Source organism: Mesorhizobium sp. M0437 (assembly GCF_040321335.1).
In the GTDB taxonomy this organism is placed as follows: Bacteria; Pseudomonadota; Alphaproteobacteria; order Rhizobiales; family Rhizobiaceae; genus Mesorhizobium.
On sequence record NZ_JAMYRK010000015.1, the window covers coordinates 99581 to 112283 of the forward strand.

10 protein-coding genes and 1 pseudogene are annotated in these 12703 nt (G+C 60.2%); 3 read left to right on the forward strand and 8 right to left on the reverse strand.

Translation table 11 applies throughout. The annotated features are described in order from the left end of the window. The first annotated feature begins 772 nt into the window (after positions 1–772). Positions 773–2119: a M16 family metallopeptidase gene (locus NKI72_RS12515; RefSeq protein ID WP_352755844.1), complete on the forward strand. Its 1347-nt coding sequence runs from the start codon at positions 773–775 to the stop codon at positions 2117–2119. A 560-nt stretch (positions 2120–2679) separates the two neighbouring features. Continuing rightward, the gene (locus NKI72_RS12520; protein ID WP_502896195.1) at positions 2680–4137 is read left to right on the forward strand and encodes an NAD-dependent succinate-semialdehyde dehydrogenase; all 1458 of its coding nucleotides are present in this window, start codon (positions 2680–2682) and stop codon (positions 4135–4137) included. Between the two features lie 373 nt (positions 4138–4510). On the opposite strand, the gene NKI72_RS12525 is transcribed toward NKI72_RS12520, so the two are convergent. From NKI72_RS12525 to NKI72_RS12555, 7 genes are all read right to left on the reverse strand, one after another. Continuing rightward, a complete protein-coding gene (locus NKI72_RS12525) occupies positions 4511–4837 on the reverse strand; it encodes a hypothetical protein (protein ID WP_352755785.1) in 327 nt (108 codons plus the stop codon). Positions 4838–4966: 129 nt separating this feature from the next. Beyond that, positions 4967–6964 (reverse strand): class I tRNA ligase family protein, encoded by a 1998-nt coding sequence (locus tag NKI72_RS12530; RefSeq protein ID WP_352850194.1) that lies wholly within the window; start codon positions 6962–6964, stop codon positions 4967–4969. 335 nt (positions 6965–7299) lie between these two features. Beyond that, complete coding sequence (locus NKI72_RS12535; RefSeq protein ID WP_352755781.1) at positions 7300–8079, reverse strand: phytanoyl-CoA dioxygenase family protein; 780 nt, start codon at positions 8077–8079, stop codon at positions 7300–7302. Positions 8080–8124: 45 nt separating this feature from the next. Next, complete coding sequence (locus NKI72_RS12540; protein WP_352850195.1) at positions 8125–8679, reverse strand: FAD-dependent oxidoreductase; 555 nt, start codon at positions 8677–8679, stop codon at positions 8125–8127. After that, complete coding sequence (locus NKI72_RS12545; protein ID WP_352755777.1) at positions 8586–9890, reverse strand: lysine N(6)-hydroxylase/L-ornithine N(5)-oxygenase family protein; 1305 nt, start codon at positions 9888–9890, stop codon at positions 8586–8588. The genes NKI72_RS12540 and NKI72_RS12545 overlap by 94 nt, the downstream gene beginning before the upstream one ends. Positions 9891–10136: 246 nt before the next feature. Then, the gene (locus NKI72_RS12550; RefSeq protein ID WP_352755775.1) at positions 10137–10286 is read right to left on the reverse strand and encodes a hypothetical protein; all 150 of its coding nucleotides are present in this window, start codon (positions 10284–10286) and stop codon (positions 10137–10139) included. A gap of 730 nt (positions 10287–11016) precedes the next feature. Further along, on the reverse strand, positions 11017–11268 hold the full coding sequence (locus NKI72_RS12555) for a hypothetical protein (RefSeq protein ID WP_352755773.1): 252 nt from the start codon (positions 11266–11268) through the stop codon (positions 11017–11019). A 64-nt stretch (positions 11269–11332) separates the two neighbouring features. On the opposite strand from NKI72_RS12555, the gene NKI72_RS12560 reads away from it, so the two are divergent. Continuing rightward, entirely contained in the window at positions 11333–12013 is a 681-nt protein-coding gene (locus NKI72_RS12560) for an OmpW/AlkL family protein (RefSeq protein WP_352618645.1), read from the forward strand. Positions 12014–12390: 377 nt separating this feature from the next. Here NKI72_RS12560 and NKI72_RS12565 read toward each other — a convergent pair. Continuing rightward, positions 12391–12588, reverse strand: a pseudogene (locus NKI72_RS12565) (ArdC-like ssDNA-binding domain-containing protein); the annotation flags it as partial. Between the last annotated feature and the right edge of the window lie 115 nt (positions 12589–12703).

Consider the following 12703-nt stretch of genomic DNA (forward strand, 5'->3'; position numbering starts at 1 on the left):
CGATCCCTGTTCCGCAGCAACTCATCACGCGCAACGACTTCGGGCAAGCTCATCCGCCAAAAGCGCTCAACGCATCCTTCTTTCTCGCCTGATGTCCTACGATCTTCGTTTCCAGCGCCTCGCGAATATTCCCTAACTGTTGCAGATCCTTGATGAGATCCGTCTTCGCGCGCGCGAAGGCTCCACGCGCTCGAACCCGCCACGCTCCTGTCTCCTCTGCCGTTCAGCCTCGACCCTGGCGTGCCTGTCGAGGACAGCCTTCCGCTGGGGCGACCAACAGCTAAATTCTCACTCACTCAGTGCAGCGGCTATTCGAAGCGCATCCTATGCCGCTCCCCCGGCAGCGGGCCCAATCGTCTTCCGAACGTGGAGATATCGTCCCAAGCCGCGCGCGCGTCGCGTTCGGCCCTGTCCGATGTCCGACGATGTCGAATACGCAACATAGCAGCGCCCGATTTATCGCATGCCTCGAACGGTTTTCTGATCTGGCGCAGTTCATGCCTAGTCATCCGCAAACGCGTCACGCACCAAGGAGAAGTCGCCCCCCATGATCAAATCACCAAGAAATACCGCTGCAGGTCTCCTGGGTTCATCCAAAGACGAGGCTCGAGTAAGGCCTAGCACCATGAAGCCGGTTGCTCATCTGGCTCGGCGCTGCCCGCCGATCCTCCCACGGGGGGAGACGAGGACGCAGCGCCTTCATCAAAATGAGGAACAAATCACTTTGCCTCGAACCTTGCCTTTCGACCAGCCAGCACAACCGGAGCCATCGATCAAACTTCGGTCCCCCTGGCTGCGCAAGGCATTCATTGCCACCGCGCTGGCCCTGGTGACGACCGCTCCGGCTCCGGCCGCCACCGACGACTGCAAAGTGACGGATTTCCTGCTCGACAACGGCATGGAAGTGGTCGTCATCCCCGATCACCGCGCGCCGATCGTCACTCATATGGTCTGGTACAAGATCGGCAGCGCCGACGAGCCACCGGGCAAATCCGGCATTGCCCATTTCCTCGAGCGTCTGATGTTCAAGGCGACGACCAACCACGCCGCCGGCGAGTTCGACCGAGCCGTCTCAGCCATCGGCGGCTACAATAACGCCTTCACCGCCTATGACTACACCACCTTCCTCGAGACGGTGGCGCCCTCGGCGTTGGGTGAGATGATGGGCTTCGAGGCCGATCGCATGTTCAACCTCATCCTCAACGACGATGATATCAAGACCGAGCGCGACGTGATCCTGGAGGAGCGCCGTTGGCGCAGAGAGACGAACCCGCAGGCTCTGCTGGACGAGGAGGTCAACGCGACGTTGCGGCAGAACCAGCCCTACCGCATTCCGGTCATCGGCTGGATGCAGGAGATGGAGAAGCTGAACGGCACCGACGCATTCACCATCTACAACAAATACTACCGACCGAACAATGCCGTGCTGGTGGTGGCCGGCGACGTAGAGCCTGAGACGGTGAAGGCGCTGGCCGAGAAGACCTATGGCAAGGTTGTGCGCGGGCCGGACCTGCCCCCGCGCAACCGCCCGGTCGAGCCGGAGCAGAACACCAGGCGCACAGTGACGCTGACCGATGCGCGCGTTTCGGTGCCGAGCTTTTCCACTCAATGGGTGGTGCCGTCCTATCATACGGCAGAGCCCGGCGAGGCCGAGGCGCTCGACCTGCTGGCCGAGATCCTCGGCGGCGGCAACCGCAGCCGGCTCTATCAGGAGCTTGTCGTCAAGCAAGGCATAGCCTCGGCGGCCGGCGCCTTCTTCCAGGGCACCATGCTAGACGACACCAATTTCACCATCTCCGGCTCGCCGCGCGGCGATGCAAAGCTCGTCGATCTCGAAGCGGCGGCCGTTGCCGAAGTCGCCCGGATCGCCAAGGATGGCGTCACCAGCGACGAGCTGGACAAGGCCAAAGACCGCTATATCCGCTCGGTGATTTGTGCGCACGACGAGCTGGACCAAATCGCCAACATTTATGGCAAAACGCTCACCACCGGTGGCAATGTGAAGGACGTGCTCGAGAGGCCGGACCGCGTCCGCAAGGTCACCACCGAAGAGGTCAAGGCGGTCGCCGCGCGTTATCTGGTGCTCGACCATTCGACCACAGGCTATCTTTTGCCGTAGCAACAGGCGGGGAATTGATCATGAGCTCCATCCCCATGCGCATGCGCCGCCCGGTCTTCCCTTCACCCCTTGTGGAGAAGGGAAGACCTGGCGCGCCTTCGCCACCCTGTTCCTCTCCATCCTCTTTTTCATCTTGCGGGCGCTCGCCCGGTAAACGGGATCTGTTTAAAGCCGCGAGGAGCGGTTTTCGCGGGCCTTGTCAGGCATTTGCCGGTTCAGGCGTCATTATTGGGGTGCGCTCCTCTCAGGCCAGCCTCTCTTCGAGTCTTCGAGTCGATAGAGTCGCCGATTCGTGGTCCGCAGATTGTAGGCGCAGGCCACCAGCATCCACTCCGCGGGGCTGGCGAAGCCGATGTCCGTTGTTCAATCGTTCGACTAGTAGAACCGCGAGGCATCTTCTAGCGAATTCAGGTATTCTCCCTTTCCAGTTGGGTACCGTGGTCTACTGGCTGTCTGGCCGAGCCCCTATAAGGAACCCGGACGTCGCGGAGTACACACCGCACCTGCTATATACACCTGCTGCGTTGAGGAGGAATCCGGTATTGCCCCTGTTCCTGCCGATGATCCGTCACCTGAGATCCCCCGACCTGTTTGGACCCATTGATCGCCTGCCGGCACTTGGCACGCGGATTAGCGACCGGACATTCGAGGTCCTCAACCCGTCGACTTGCGAAGTGCTGGCAGAACTACCCGACATGGGTGTCGAGGAGACATGCGCTGCGATCGACAAGGCCTATGTCGCTCAGCCTGTATGGGCAGGGTTGACCGCACGTGAGCGCAGCGACGTCCTATGGCGATGGCATCAGTTGATCATCGACCACGCCGACGATCTCGCCGCGATTCTCACCGCGGAGATGGGCAAGCCGCTTGCCGAAGCCAAGTCGGAGATATCGCATGCTGCGGCGTATCTGCAATGGTACGCCGAGGAGGCCAATCGCGTCTATGGCGAGACGATCTCCGCACCATCGATGGACCGCCGAATGCTGGTAATCAAGCAGCCCATCGGAGTTGTTGGCACGATAACGCCATGGAATTTCCCGGCCTCGATGGTGGCGCGCAAAATCTCGCCAGCCTTGGCGGCGGGCTGCACGATCGTCCTCAAGCCCGCTGAACAGACGCCGCTCGTGGCGGGAGCAATGTTCGCCCTCGCCCATCAGGCTGGCTTTCCCGAAGGCGTCGTCAACCTGATCTATGCGTCCGAAGGTGACGCGGTCGGCCGCGAACTTTGCACCAATCCCAAGGTCCGCAAGATCAGCTTCACCGGGTCGACTGAGATCGGGCGCCTTCTCATGCGCCAGTGCTCGGACCAGATCAAAAAAGTCAGCCTTGAGCTCGGCGGCAATGCACCTTTCATCGTCTTCGATGATGCCGATATCGATGCCGCGGTTGACGGTGCGATCCAGGCGAAGTTCCGCAATGCCGGCCAGACCTGCGTTTCGGCGAACCGCCTTTACGTCCAGTCGGGCGTTCACGACGAGTTCGTCGAGAAATTCGTGCAACGGGCTCGCCAACTTCAAGTTGGTGACGGTTTCGCTCCCGGAGTGGACATCGGACCGCTCATCGACAAGCACGCTTTGGCCAAGATCGAATCCCATATTGCCGATGCCGTCGCCAAAGGCGGCGCAATTCGATGCGGGGGCAAACGCATCGGCACGAATGGCACGTTTTTCCAACCGACAGTCCTGACCGGCGTCTCCAGCGAGATGACCGTCGCGCAAGAAGAGACATTCGGGCCGCTGGCACCGATTATTCGCTTCAAAGATGCGGATCAGGTCGTGCGTGAGGCCAACGACACGATCTACGGCCTCGCGGCCTACTTCTATGCCTCCAACCTGAAGCGTGTCTGGCGTGTGGCCGAGGCCTTGGAATATGGAATGGTCGGGGTAAATACCGGCCGGATGTCTTCAGAAGCGGCGCCGTTCGGTGGCATAAAACAGTCCGGCATCGGGCGGGAGGGATCCCGCCATGGCCTCGAGGACTACCTCGAAATGAAATATCTCTGCATGGGCGGCATCTGAATTTTCGGCTTGCAGGGTTCACAGACCGGGTAACCTAGCGAGCGATCTCCAAATATGTGAATTGTAGGATCGCTCCTCGATTGGGAACTGAGGGGCGGCTCCGTACCCGAGCAAACACGCAATCCTGAAGGAGCACCCTGGTTGGACTTATCTCTCGACGAGACAAGCGTCTGCATTGTCGGCGAAGACGGCGTGCATGTGACGGAGGATACGCTTGCGAGGGATTTGGCGGCCCTCGCCGACTATCTTCAGGCGACGGGCTGTCTTTGCGCGGGTCTGGTTGGAAGCTAGTGCACCATCGCGATCGTGAACGCTGGTTGTGCGCAATATCCGGTTTCTGGGGCAGAATTTTGAACCTGCTACCTTCCGATTGTCAGTAGCTCAGTTGTTCTTCGGCCGACTGCCGCGCCAGTACAGGCTCGGACAGAATCGAAGATACCATCAGCCAGGCATTCGCATTCGACATTTCCGGTGATCGGCGCACGATCCAGGGCGCGCCAGGTTGACCAAGCGCCTCGAACCGCATGACAGTCTTGACCGGCTGGAGGACGGAAATCCCGCGATGCCGAAGAGGTTGGTCAGCGCAGTCGAGCCCACACGGCATTTGCGGCACGAAACAGCAAGGGCTGGGAAGCGATCGGCCGAGCGGTCCTCGAAGGCGGGCCAGGGTGTCGACGATGCGTCGGTTCAGGTCCGCCAATCTGGTCTCTACGATCTGATAGCGGCTTCGGTCGCCAGTGACAGCGAGTAAAGATATTTGGCATCATCGGCTTTGATTGCCGCGCAGATCTGGTCGAGATTGGGATAGCTCACTGGTGCACCTTTGGGCTCATTCCTCCTCATCGAGATGAGGATTGCCGGATTTGGCGTAGAACACCAACACGGGTCCGAGATCAAAGCGTGTCCCGGGCGCAAGGCGCTGGACGGACCGGGGCCATGTTTCGGTTGAGACGCCATCGATGCCTCGCGCCAGCGTTCTGGCGAATCGGGGCAGCAGCGGAGCGAGTGTCGGTGCCAGGATCGCAGCGGCCGTCGTCTGAAGGGCTAGCGAAGTCCGATTGCGGGCGGGATAGAAACGTCGCGCCGCCGCATAGTCTTGCGCCCGACGGTAGATCACGCAATCGCGCACGAAATCGCAGACCTGAGCGGCCGCGCGCCGGAGCGAGAAGCCTTCGTCCGAATAGGCGCGTTCCATCGCCGCGCGATAGATCTCTATCCGAGCAAAGAAGGCGCGGTCGGCCGGGCTCCAGTCGCCTGCATCGGGTACACGGCTGCCAAAATCCTGCTTGATTTCCTGGTTCAACGCATCAAGCCAGTTCAGCCAAATCCCTTGGAACACCTCGTTCTCGGTGCGGCGCAGCGCGTCCAGCGTGAAATCCGTCCGCTCACTTTCGGGGCGTGTCAGGCCCAAATGGAGGCGCACGACGTCGACTGTCTTTGGGCTCAGAACCTCCTTGCCCCAGACCGCATGGCGGCAGCTGGTTGAGAACTTCTTGCCGTCGAGCAGGTAGAACTCGTTGACGTGATAGCGGATGCGTGGCGTCCAGTGGGAGAAGACCTCGGCGTAAAGAGCGGGGTAGAGTAGCGCGTGGTAGAACGAATTGTCGAAGCCGAAGAAATGGACAATCTGCCAGTCGTTGCCGGGCATCTCCGCCTTCCAGTCGCGACCCAGCAAGCGGCCGAGCGCCTGGATGTTGTAAAGAAAACCGAAGGCCATTTCCGGCCAGACCCAGATCACTTGCCCCGGGAACCCTTCGGCCGGCAGGCCCCAGTCCGAGGGGTGGGTAATGGGCACTGAAAAGTTGCCGCGTCGGCGTAGGCGCGCGAAGAGATCCAAGATCCGTAGCGGGACGCCCGACGCCCTTAGATGCCGGTCGATATTGTCGTAGCATCGGTCCAAGGCAAGTTCCGGGCGGCGGACGGAGCCGACCAGCGGCGCCTCGGCAGACTGCCGTGACCGGGCTGCACCCAAGTCGTGGCAAAGGTTTGGGGCGCCGCATTCCTCGCAGATGTTGCCACCGGCGGAGCCGCCGCAATCGGGGCAGAGGCCGCTAACATCCGGTTCGTAAAGATAGTGGCCTGTCACAGCATCGAAAAGCGCAGGGCTCTGGCGCAGATCTACCGCCGTGCTGCTCAGAAGACTGCGGAAACACGCGGCTTGAAACTCGCCGTAACCGTCATCGTCCATTGTGGGTTGGAAGCTGTGGACGTCACAATCGAGAAGTGCAAGCGTGGCGCAAATCTCGTCGGCGTAGTAGCGCGCCACGTTTGCAGGCGTCGATTGATCGGCATCGGCGCGTATCGTGACGTAGCTCTGGTAATCGTCGCTTCCTGTCAGATGATAGGCTTCGACCCCTTTCATGCGCAGGAAACGCGTGTAGACGTCGGCGCCCAAATAGGGGCCAGAAAGATGCCCCAGATGCAGATCGCCATTTGGCGTCGGTGGCGTGGAGAAGACGAAGGTCGGCCCGCGGGGAGCCGTGGTCTTTGCAGCGGCATCAAGGGCGGCCTCGCCGTCTCGCCAGTAGACATCGACGAAATCTAGGTCTTCGTTTCCGTCGTTGCGCAGCACATGCGCTTCAAAAGGGTGGAACAGAACGACATCGCCCGCCTCGACCGAGATTTCCCCAAGGTCGGTCCTGACCTTGCCCGATCCTGACAGGATCACGAAGGCCTCGATTTCGTCGTGCCGATGGGGCTCGGATGTGATGCCGGGTCCAACCTTTCCGAATGAAAACCCAGTGCGAGCGCTTCCCGTTCCAAGCGTGGCCATGTCGATACCGAACGCCCGCGACAGCTCCGTTCGAGAAAACGTGTATTTGCGCATGACAACGAACCTAAGCTGTTGAAGCCGTGGGATCTTCGGCTGCCAACGCAACAGCCTCCCGTGCAATTCGTGGAGAGAAACGGCCCGACCCGTTGGCGGCCCCGGCCAGGATAATGCAGCTCTGGGCCGCTAGGCGGGCGACGAGGGGGGCGCCAGTCGGGCTGTAGGCGTCATAGAAGACCGCCCTGCGACCACCTTCACAATCCACGTGCCGAAGCGTCTTAACGGGCTGCGGTCGATGCTCCGCGAGCCCGCAAATCAGAACGCGATACTCTCCGCGCATTTTTGAGCGGTCGATCAGTTTCGTGTGCATGCCTCCGCCTGGCTGCGTGAGCTCAATCGCGATAGAAAATGCCATTTGGGGGCTTGAGTTTGTCGAGATCGGCCACTTTGCCCTCGGGCGGGTTAACGGCGCGCTTAAGCACGTTATATTCAGCGCGGGTCGGTCCACCGGTTGAAGCACGCTGGAACACCAAGTAGAGTGTCCGCCGCGAACGATTGCTTTTGTTCGGTCGTGAGTAGTGCGGTGCGTAATCGTCGAAGATGACGATGTCGCCAGCCTTCCATACTACGGGTTCCCAGGAGAACATTTCGGCGACTTGAGGATCGATCACCCCACCGGCATCCATGGGAAACACCCCCTTCTTGTGGTTGCCGGGGCTGAAGAAAAGCCCGCCGTTTTCCGGGTCGGAGTCGTCGATGCCTATGGCAACCACCGCATGGACCATCCGGTCGGGGAGTTTGTGTGGGATGTGATAAATGTCCTGATGCGGGAGATAGCCGCCGCTGTCGGGGTAGTGGAAAATCAGCAACTCCTTGAGCCTGCGCGAATCTTCGCCAAGCAAATCCTCGACCGCTGACTTTATGCGCTGATCTTCTAAGAGCAAACGACGCAATGGATCATGGAAGTCGAGAAAATTCTCGATCTTGGAGGTGATCTTTCGATTGTCCGTCGTCTTCTCGAACCACATGAGCCATTTATCATCGCTGACATCCCAGCGTGACATATCTTCGACAAAAATAGAGATATCTTCCTGAGCCGCTGGAGCGAAGAACCTTTCGAGCCTGACGTATCCGTCTTTCTGCCACTTTTCTCTTTGTGCATCAGTCAACATGCGAAAAGCCTCCTGTTGGAAAGACTGGTTGGTCGGACATCCCAATTAGGGCAGTCGGGCGCTGGTCAAGTTGCGGGTCCACGGAGACGGACTCACGTCATGTGGGACGGCGATGCTAAGTGCGTTCCGCTCCGGCGGATATTGTCCGCAGAAGCTCGGCGCGAGACTGCCTATGTCAGGCTCAGCCGGGTCCAGGGGTTCCGTAAACTGGGCCGGATCAATCGCTTCACCCGATCCAGCCACGACACGCATCGCTAAAGGCCGGCACCATCCGCTGACCGCCGACCCAGCCATGGCCGCCAAGACCACGGCGCTCTTTCGAGTGAGCGCCCTGGTATGGTCTTGACAACCGTAGGGGAAATGCACGCCCCCAGAATAATGCGATGCGCCGCTTGGTCCAAGGGCTTGTTCGGTCACGGTGATATCGGAGAAGCCTCCGGCCTTCGCCGCAGCGGAGGCGGACATCATTCCTAGGATGCCACCGCCGATGATCAAAAGTGTACGAGTCATATCCCGCTGCCCATTTCTTCGGCTGCGGGGGCGGGCCAGCTCTCGATCGAGGTATGGCTGATGAAGCCAGGATGCTCGGGGTTCGCGCATGGCGCGCGCCCAAGAAGGCTATCGAGGATGCGGCGCGCGCGCCAGGCCAGCAGGCTTAGGTTCGGATCGGCCAGGCCGCGCTGCCCGAGGCTCGCGTTTTGTACGAAGATGCGTCTGTCACGCGGTCCGTCCCAGCTCACCGAAAAATCCTCGCGAATAGCTAATTCATTGTCGATCTGCTCCAGCCGGTGCGCGATGGGTTCCAAGAAGTCTGGCACCGCGTTCTCGTAACCGGTGGCCAGGATGACGATGTCAGCCGTGACTTCTTCGACCTCGACCATGCCGTGCTGCAGGGTCAGCCTGTGACCCGCGCCGGCGTTGATGCAGTGCGAGACGGTGCAGCCCGGCCGCAGTGTGATGTCGGATCGGTTTGGCTCGAAAAATGCGTGGCGGTACAGCGCCTGATAGATCGCGCGCAACGTGCTTTCCGAAATGCCGTCCGAGGCAAGCACGAAACGCCGAAGGAGCAGCTTACGCTGCGACTCGCTCATCGCCGCGAAACGATCCGAAAAGCAGGGCATGAACAACTCGTTTGTGAACGGGCTGTCGTCGAGAGGCAGGTAGTTCTCACGCTGCGAGACCCAAGTGATCGAGGCAGGCCGCCGTTCTTTCGGCAGGCCGACAAGGTGCAACATCACCTCGGCTCCCGACTGGCCTCCGCCAACCACGCAGACATGTTTTCTCCGCACCTCAGGATGGATGTGCAGTAAAACAGATGAGTGGAACAGGTTGCGTCCAGTCCAGCCCTGAAACTGAGGCGGAATTTGCGCCTGCTTGCCAATGCCGACCACGACGTTTCTGGCGCCGAGAACCGCGTTATCGGTCCGCACCCGAAACGAGCCGTCAAAGCGGATTTCGTGCACGGTCTCGCCGCCATGGACAAGTGGGTTCCTGTGGAAGGCCCAGTTCAGGTACTGCTCAAACTCAGCTCTGAACACAGCCTCGAACTGTGCGTTCAGGAAGTGGTACAAACGCCCGTTCTCGTGCAGGAAGTTTACGAAAGTGTAGGCTGATCGCGGATTCACCAGTGTGACCAGATCCTTGAAGTGGCTGACCTGGAGCTCTGAGGAATCGAAAGCGATGCCTGGATGCCAACGGAAGTCGACTTGCCGATCCAAGAACAGCGCCCCTTGCCCAATTTGCTCGTGTATCTGACACGCAAGACTCAAATTAGACGGCCCAGCACCGACCCCAACGCAAGATAACTCCACTGCTTCCTCCTATAGAGTCTTCCCACTAGGCGGCTTGTTCGCGGCGAATATCGGCCATAGCCATTAGGTCCCCTCGCGGACGTTTCGAGCCCCGGTCCCGACCGGGTTTGCGAGAATTTGTCCAGCGCGTTCGGGTCGTCGAATGTAGACCCGAGCATTCCAGCGCGGTGACAATCGACGGGTCATGCCGGCGACGTGGGGCAACGACGTATGTCCTTTCCGCCCGTCTGGATGCCCGCGTCGCCGTCACGCGAGGAGCTTTCCAGGCCCATTAAGGTGTTTGAAGCCGGCGCAATCGCCCGCCTCGACCAAGACGCGCCGGCCTTTCGGCGGCTTGATGGCAGGCGAGAGCGCGGTTTTCACTGCGGCGACGGCATTTTCGGTGCGCATGATCATGGACGACGTCTCGCTGATGCGTTCGCAGAGTCCCATGCATGGGCCGTGCCAGAGAAGGAAATTTTATTAAACAATGGGTTAGCGGATTTACGATCCTGTCCGAAATCCGACATTGAGGGGGAGGCCTCACGGCGGCGCCCGATTTGCACGTCGATGTCGCCTTTTTCCGAATAGCTAATCGGGCACCTTCTGCACCAGAATACTTCTCTTATGGGGACCAGCACAGTCTTCATGAACGGACAGTGCAGAACCCTGTGTCTCTGCCGGACAGATCGCGATATGCCTTGTCCATCGAGGTCGGCAGTTGCAAGAGCTGCCAGATCCTTCGCCCTATCGTGCCGTTGCACTGGCTCGATCCCGACATCCTCGGAGGCCGCGATCATGAAGAGTGACGCAATCTCATGTCCGCCGCGAGGCCTCTCTCATGGGGAAGCAATTCACCACTCTGCCGGTCCAAAGCACGACGCCATTCGGTCCCTGCGACTCAATCCAGGCGGAGGGATGAGGCCGCAAAGCAGTCTTTTGCGCGCCCACCGGTCGGCCAGGAATGGGAGCCGTCGTAAACGAAGTTATTTGATTATCGCCGCCGCGGAGTCCTCAGGCTGTGCCGCGCCCGACACTGGCGACGTAGTGGTCGTCGATCGCCCCGTCGCCGATGTCGATCGGCCAGTTTCGCGGTGAGCTTCACTGCTTATTCCGCAGTGCCCACCGAGTGGCACAGGAGGTTCTATCAGGCGGTCACGGCTGCGTTCGTTGTCGGATCTTCGACGATGTCGGACATGAGACACAGCGCCATCAGGGTGATCGCATTGTTCTGAAACGATCTTCTCATTTGGCACGACACCTGCAGCGCAGTCCGCAAAACGCGCTGCGGCACGGAAAGAGGAGAAATCATCCCATGATCATGCGCGCCGAACATGCGGTCGCAGCCGCGAAGCAAACTGGGCATGAGCGCTCCGCCGATATCAAGCAATTCGAGCAAGATTTTTCGTAATTCAGTCCACATTTCTGAAGAGTAAGGAGAGAATATCATGGCGAGAAACCAAATGCGCGCTGCGCGGGGAGTGGCAGCGGCCGTTGTCCTCATCGTGATGGGACAGCAGGCCGTCGCGGCGGACCTTGCGCAAGCGGCGAGCGTCCCGCAGGCGGGAGCCTCGGTCACGGAAGCGCCAAGCCCTTGGCAGATCCGCCTGCGTGCGTTGGGGGTCGTCACTGAGGATTCGGGCTACGTCAATGCAGTGCCCGCCTCCGATCTTTCCTATTCGAACACCGTGACGCCGGAACTCGACATCTCCTATTTCTTCACGGACAACATCGCCGCCGAGCTCATACTCGGCACCACCTATGCAAACATCGGGGGCCAAGGTACGATCGGCGGGCTGGGCAATATCGGCAAGGTTTGGCTGCTGCCGCCTACGCTCACATTGCAGTATCATTTTACCGATTTCGGCGCGTTCAAGCCCTATGTAGGCGCCGGCGTGAACTACACGATCTTCTATAACCAGGGTGCCGGCCGTGCCGATGCTCTCAAGGTTAAGAATACGTTCGGCACCGCGCTGCAGGTCGGATTCGACTACATGGTGGATCAGCACTGGGGCGTCAACTTCGACGTGAAGAAGCTTTTTCTCAAGCCAGACTTCGACGTCACGGTCGACGGCGCGAAGCTGACGGGAAAGGCGGAGCTCGATCCCTGGTTGATAGGCGCAGGTGTCACCTACCGCTTCTAACAACGAAAGGTGAAGGCGGCTGCTGATAGCCGATCGGAAATGAAGGGCGCCTCGTGCGCCCTTTTTTACGGTCGTCCCTGCACGGGCGACACTTAAAGAAGCCTTTGTCTACGGGCGGCCGCCTTCCTCCAGCGGACCAAGAAGGTACCCCTGGTCAATGCGGCCTCGACTACCGCCTGAAATGGACGTGCTTAGATGCGCTTCGGATCAGGATGGCTGTTGGGTGTTGTTGATGGAATGCCCGGCATCAGTCTCCCGGACATCATGTCAGAGCATGCGCCTGCGTAAGGCGAGCACGGAGCTCCTCGACGCCGACAAGATGCCCCTTGTTCAGCCATGCTGCGACAGCTGCTGTTCTTTTGCTGCAGGAGCGGTGGCTGGCGCCCAGTGGACGCATTCCTCGGCAGGCCAAGGCCTGCCTTTGCGCTGCCCCATGGCTTGACCCATGGCACGGTGCCGCGCTCCAGTTCGGCAATGATGCGGTCGGTGATCTCCTGATAAGGGCTGGCGCCGGGGCGCCCGCCCTTGCCTGCGCCAGCCTCTCCGCTGGCGGCACGCTTGCTGTTTGCATGCATCGTTTCATCCTCCGCTCGCCAATCGCCGCGCCTTTCCCCGGAAGCGGGGTGGGCGGCGAGTCGCGACCGGAAAGGCCCGCCGTGGGAGGCGGACCGCATCCGAAGGACCGGAACG

Bases quoted from the DNA above. Each gene is read 5' to 3' on its own strand.
- NKI72_RS12520 (WP_502896195.1), top strand. From the start codon at position 2,680: ATGATCCGTCACCTGAGATCCCCCGACCTGTTTGGACCCATTGATCGC.
- NKI72_RS12530 (WP_352850194.1), bottom strand. From the start codon at position 6,964: ATGCGCAAATACACGTTTTCTCGAACGGAGCTGTCGCGGGCGTTCGGT.
- NKI72_RS12535 (WP_352755781.1), bottom strand. From the start codon at position 8,079: ATGTTGACTGATGCACAAAGAGAAAAGTGGCAGAAAGACGGATACGTC.
- NKI72_RS12540 (WP_352850195.1), bottom strand. From the start codon at position 8,679: ATGCGCGAACCCCGAGCATCCTGGCTTCATCAGCCATACCTCGATCGA.
- NKI72_RS12550 (WP_352755775.1), bottom strand. From the start codon at position 10,286: ATGATCATGCGCACCGAAAATGCCGTCGCCGCAGTGAAAACCGCGCTC.
- NKI72_RS12560 (WP_352618645.1), top strand. From the start codon at position 11,333: ATGCGCGCTGCGCGGGGAGTGGCAGCGGCCGTTGTCCTCATCGTGATG.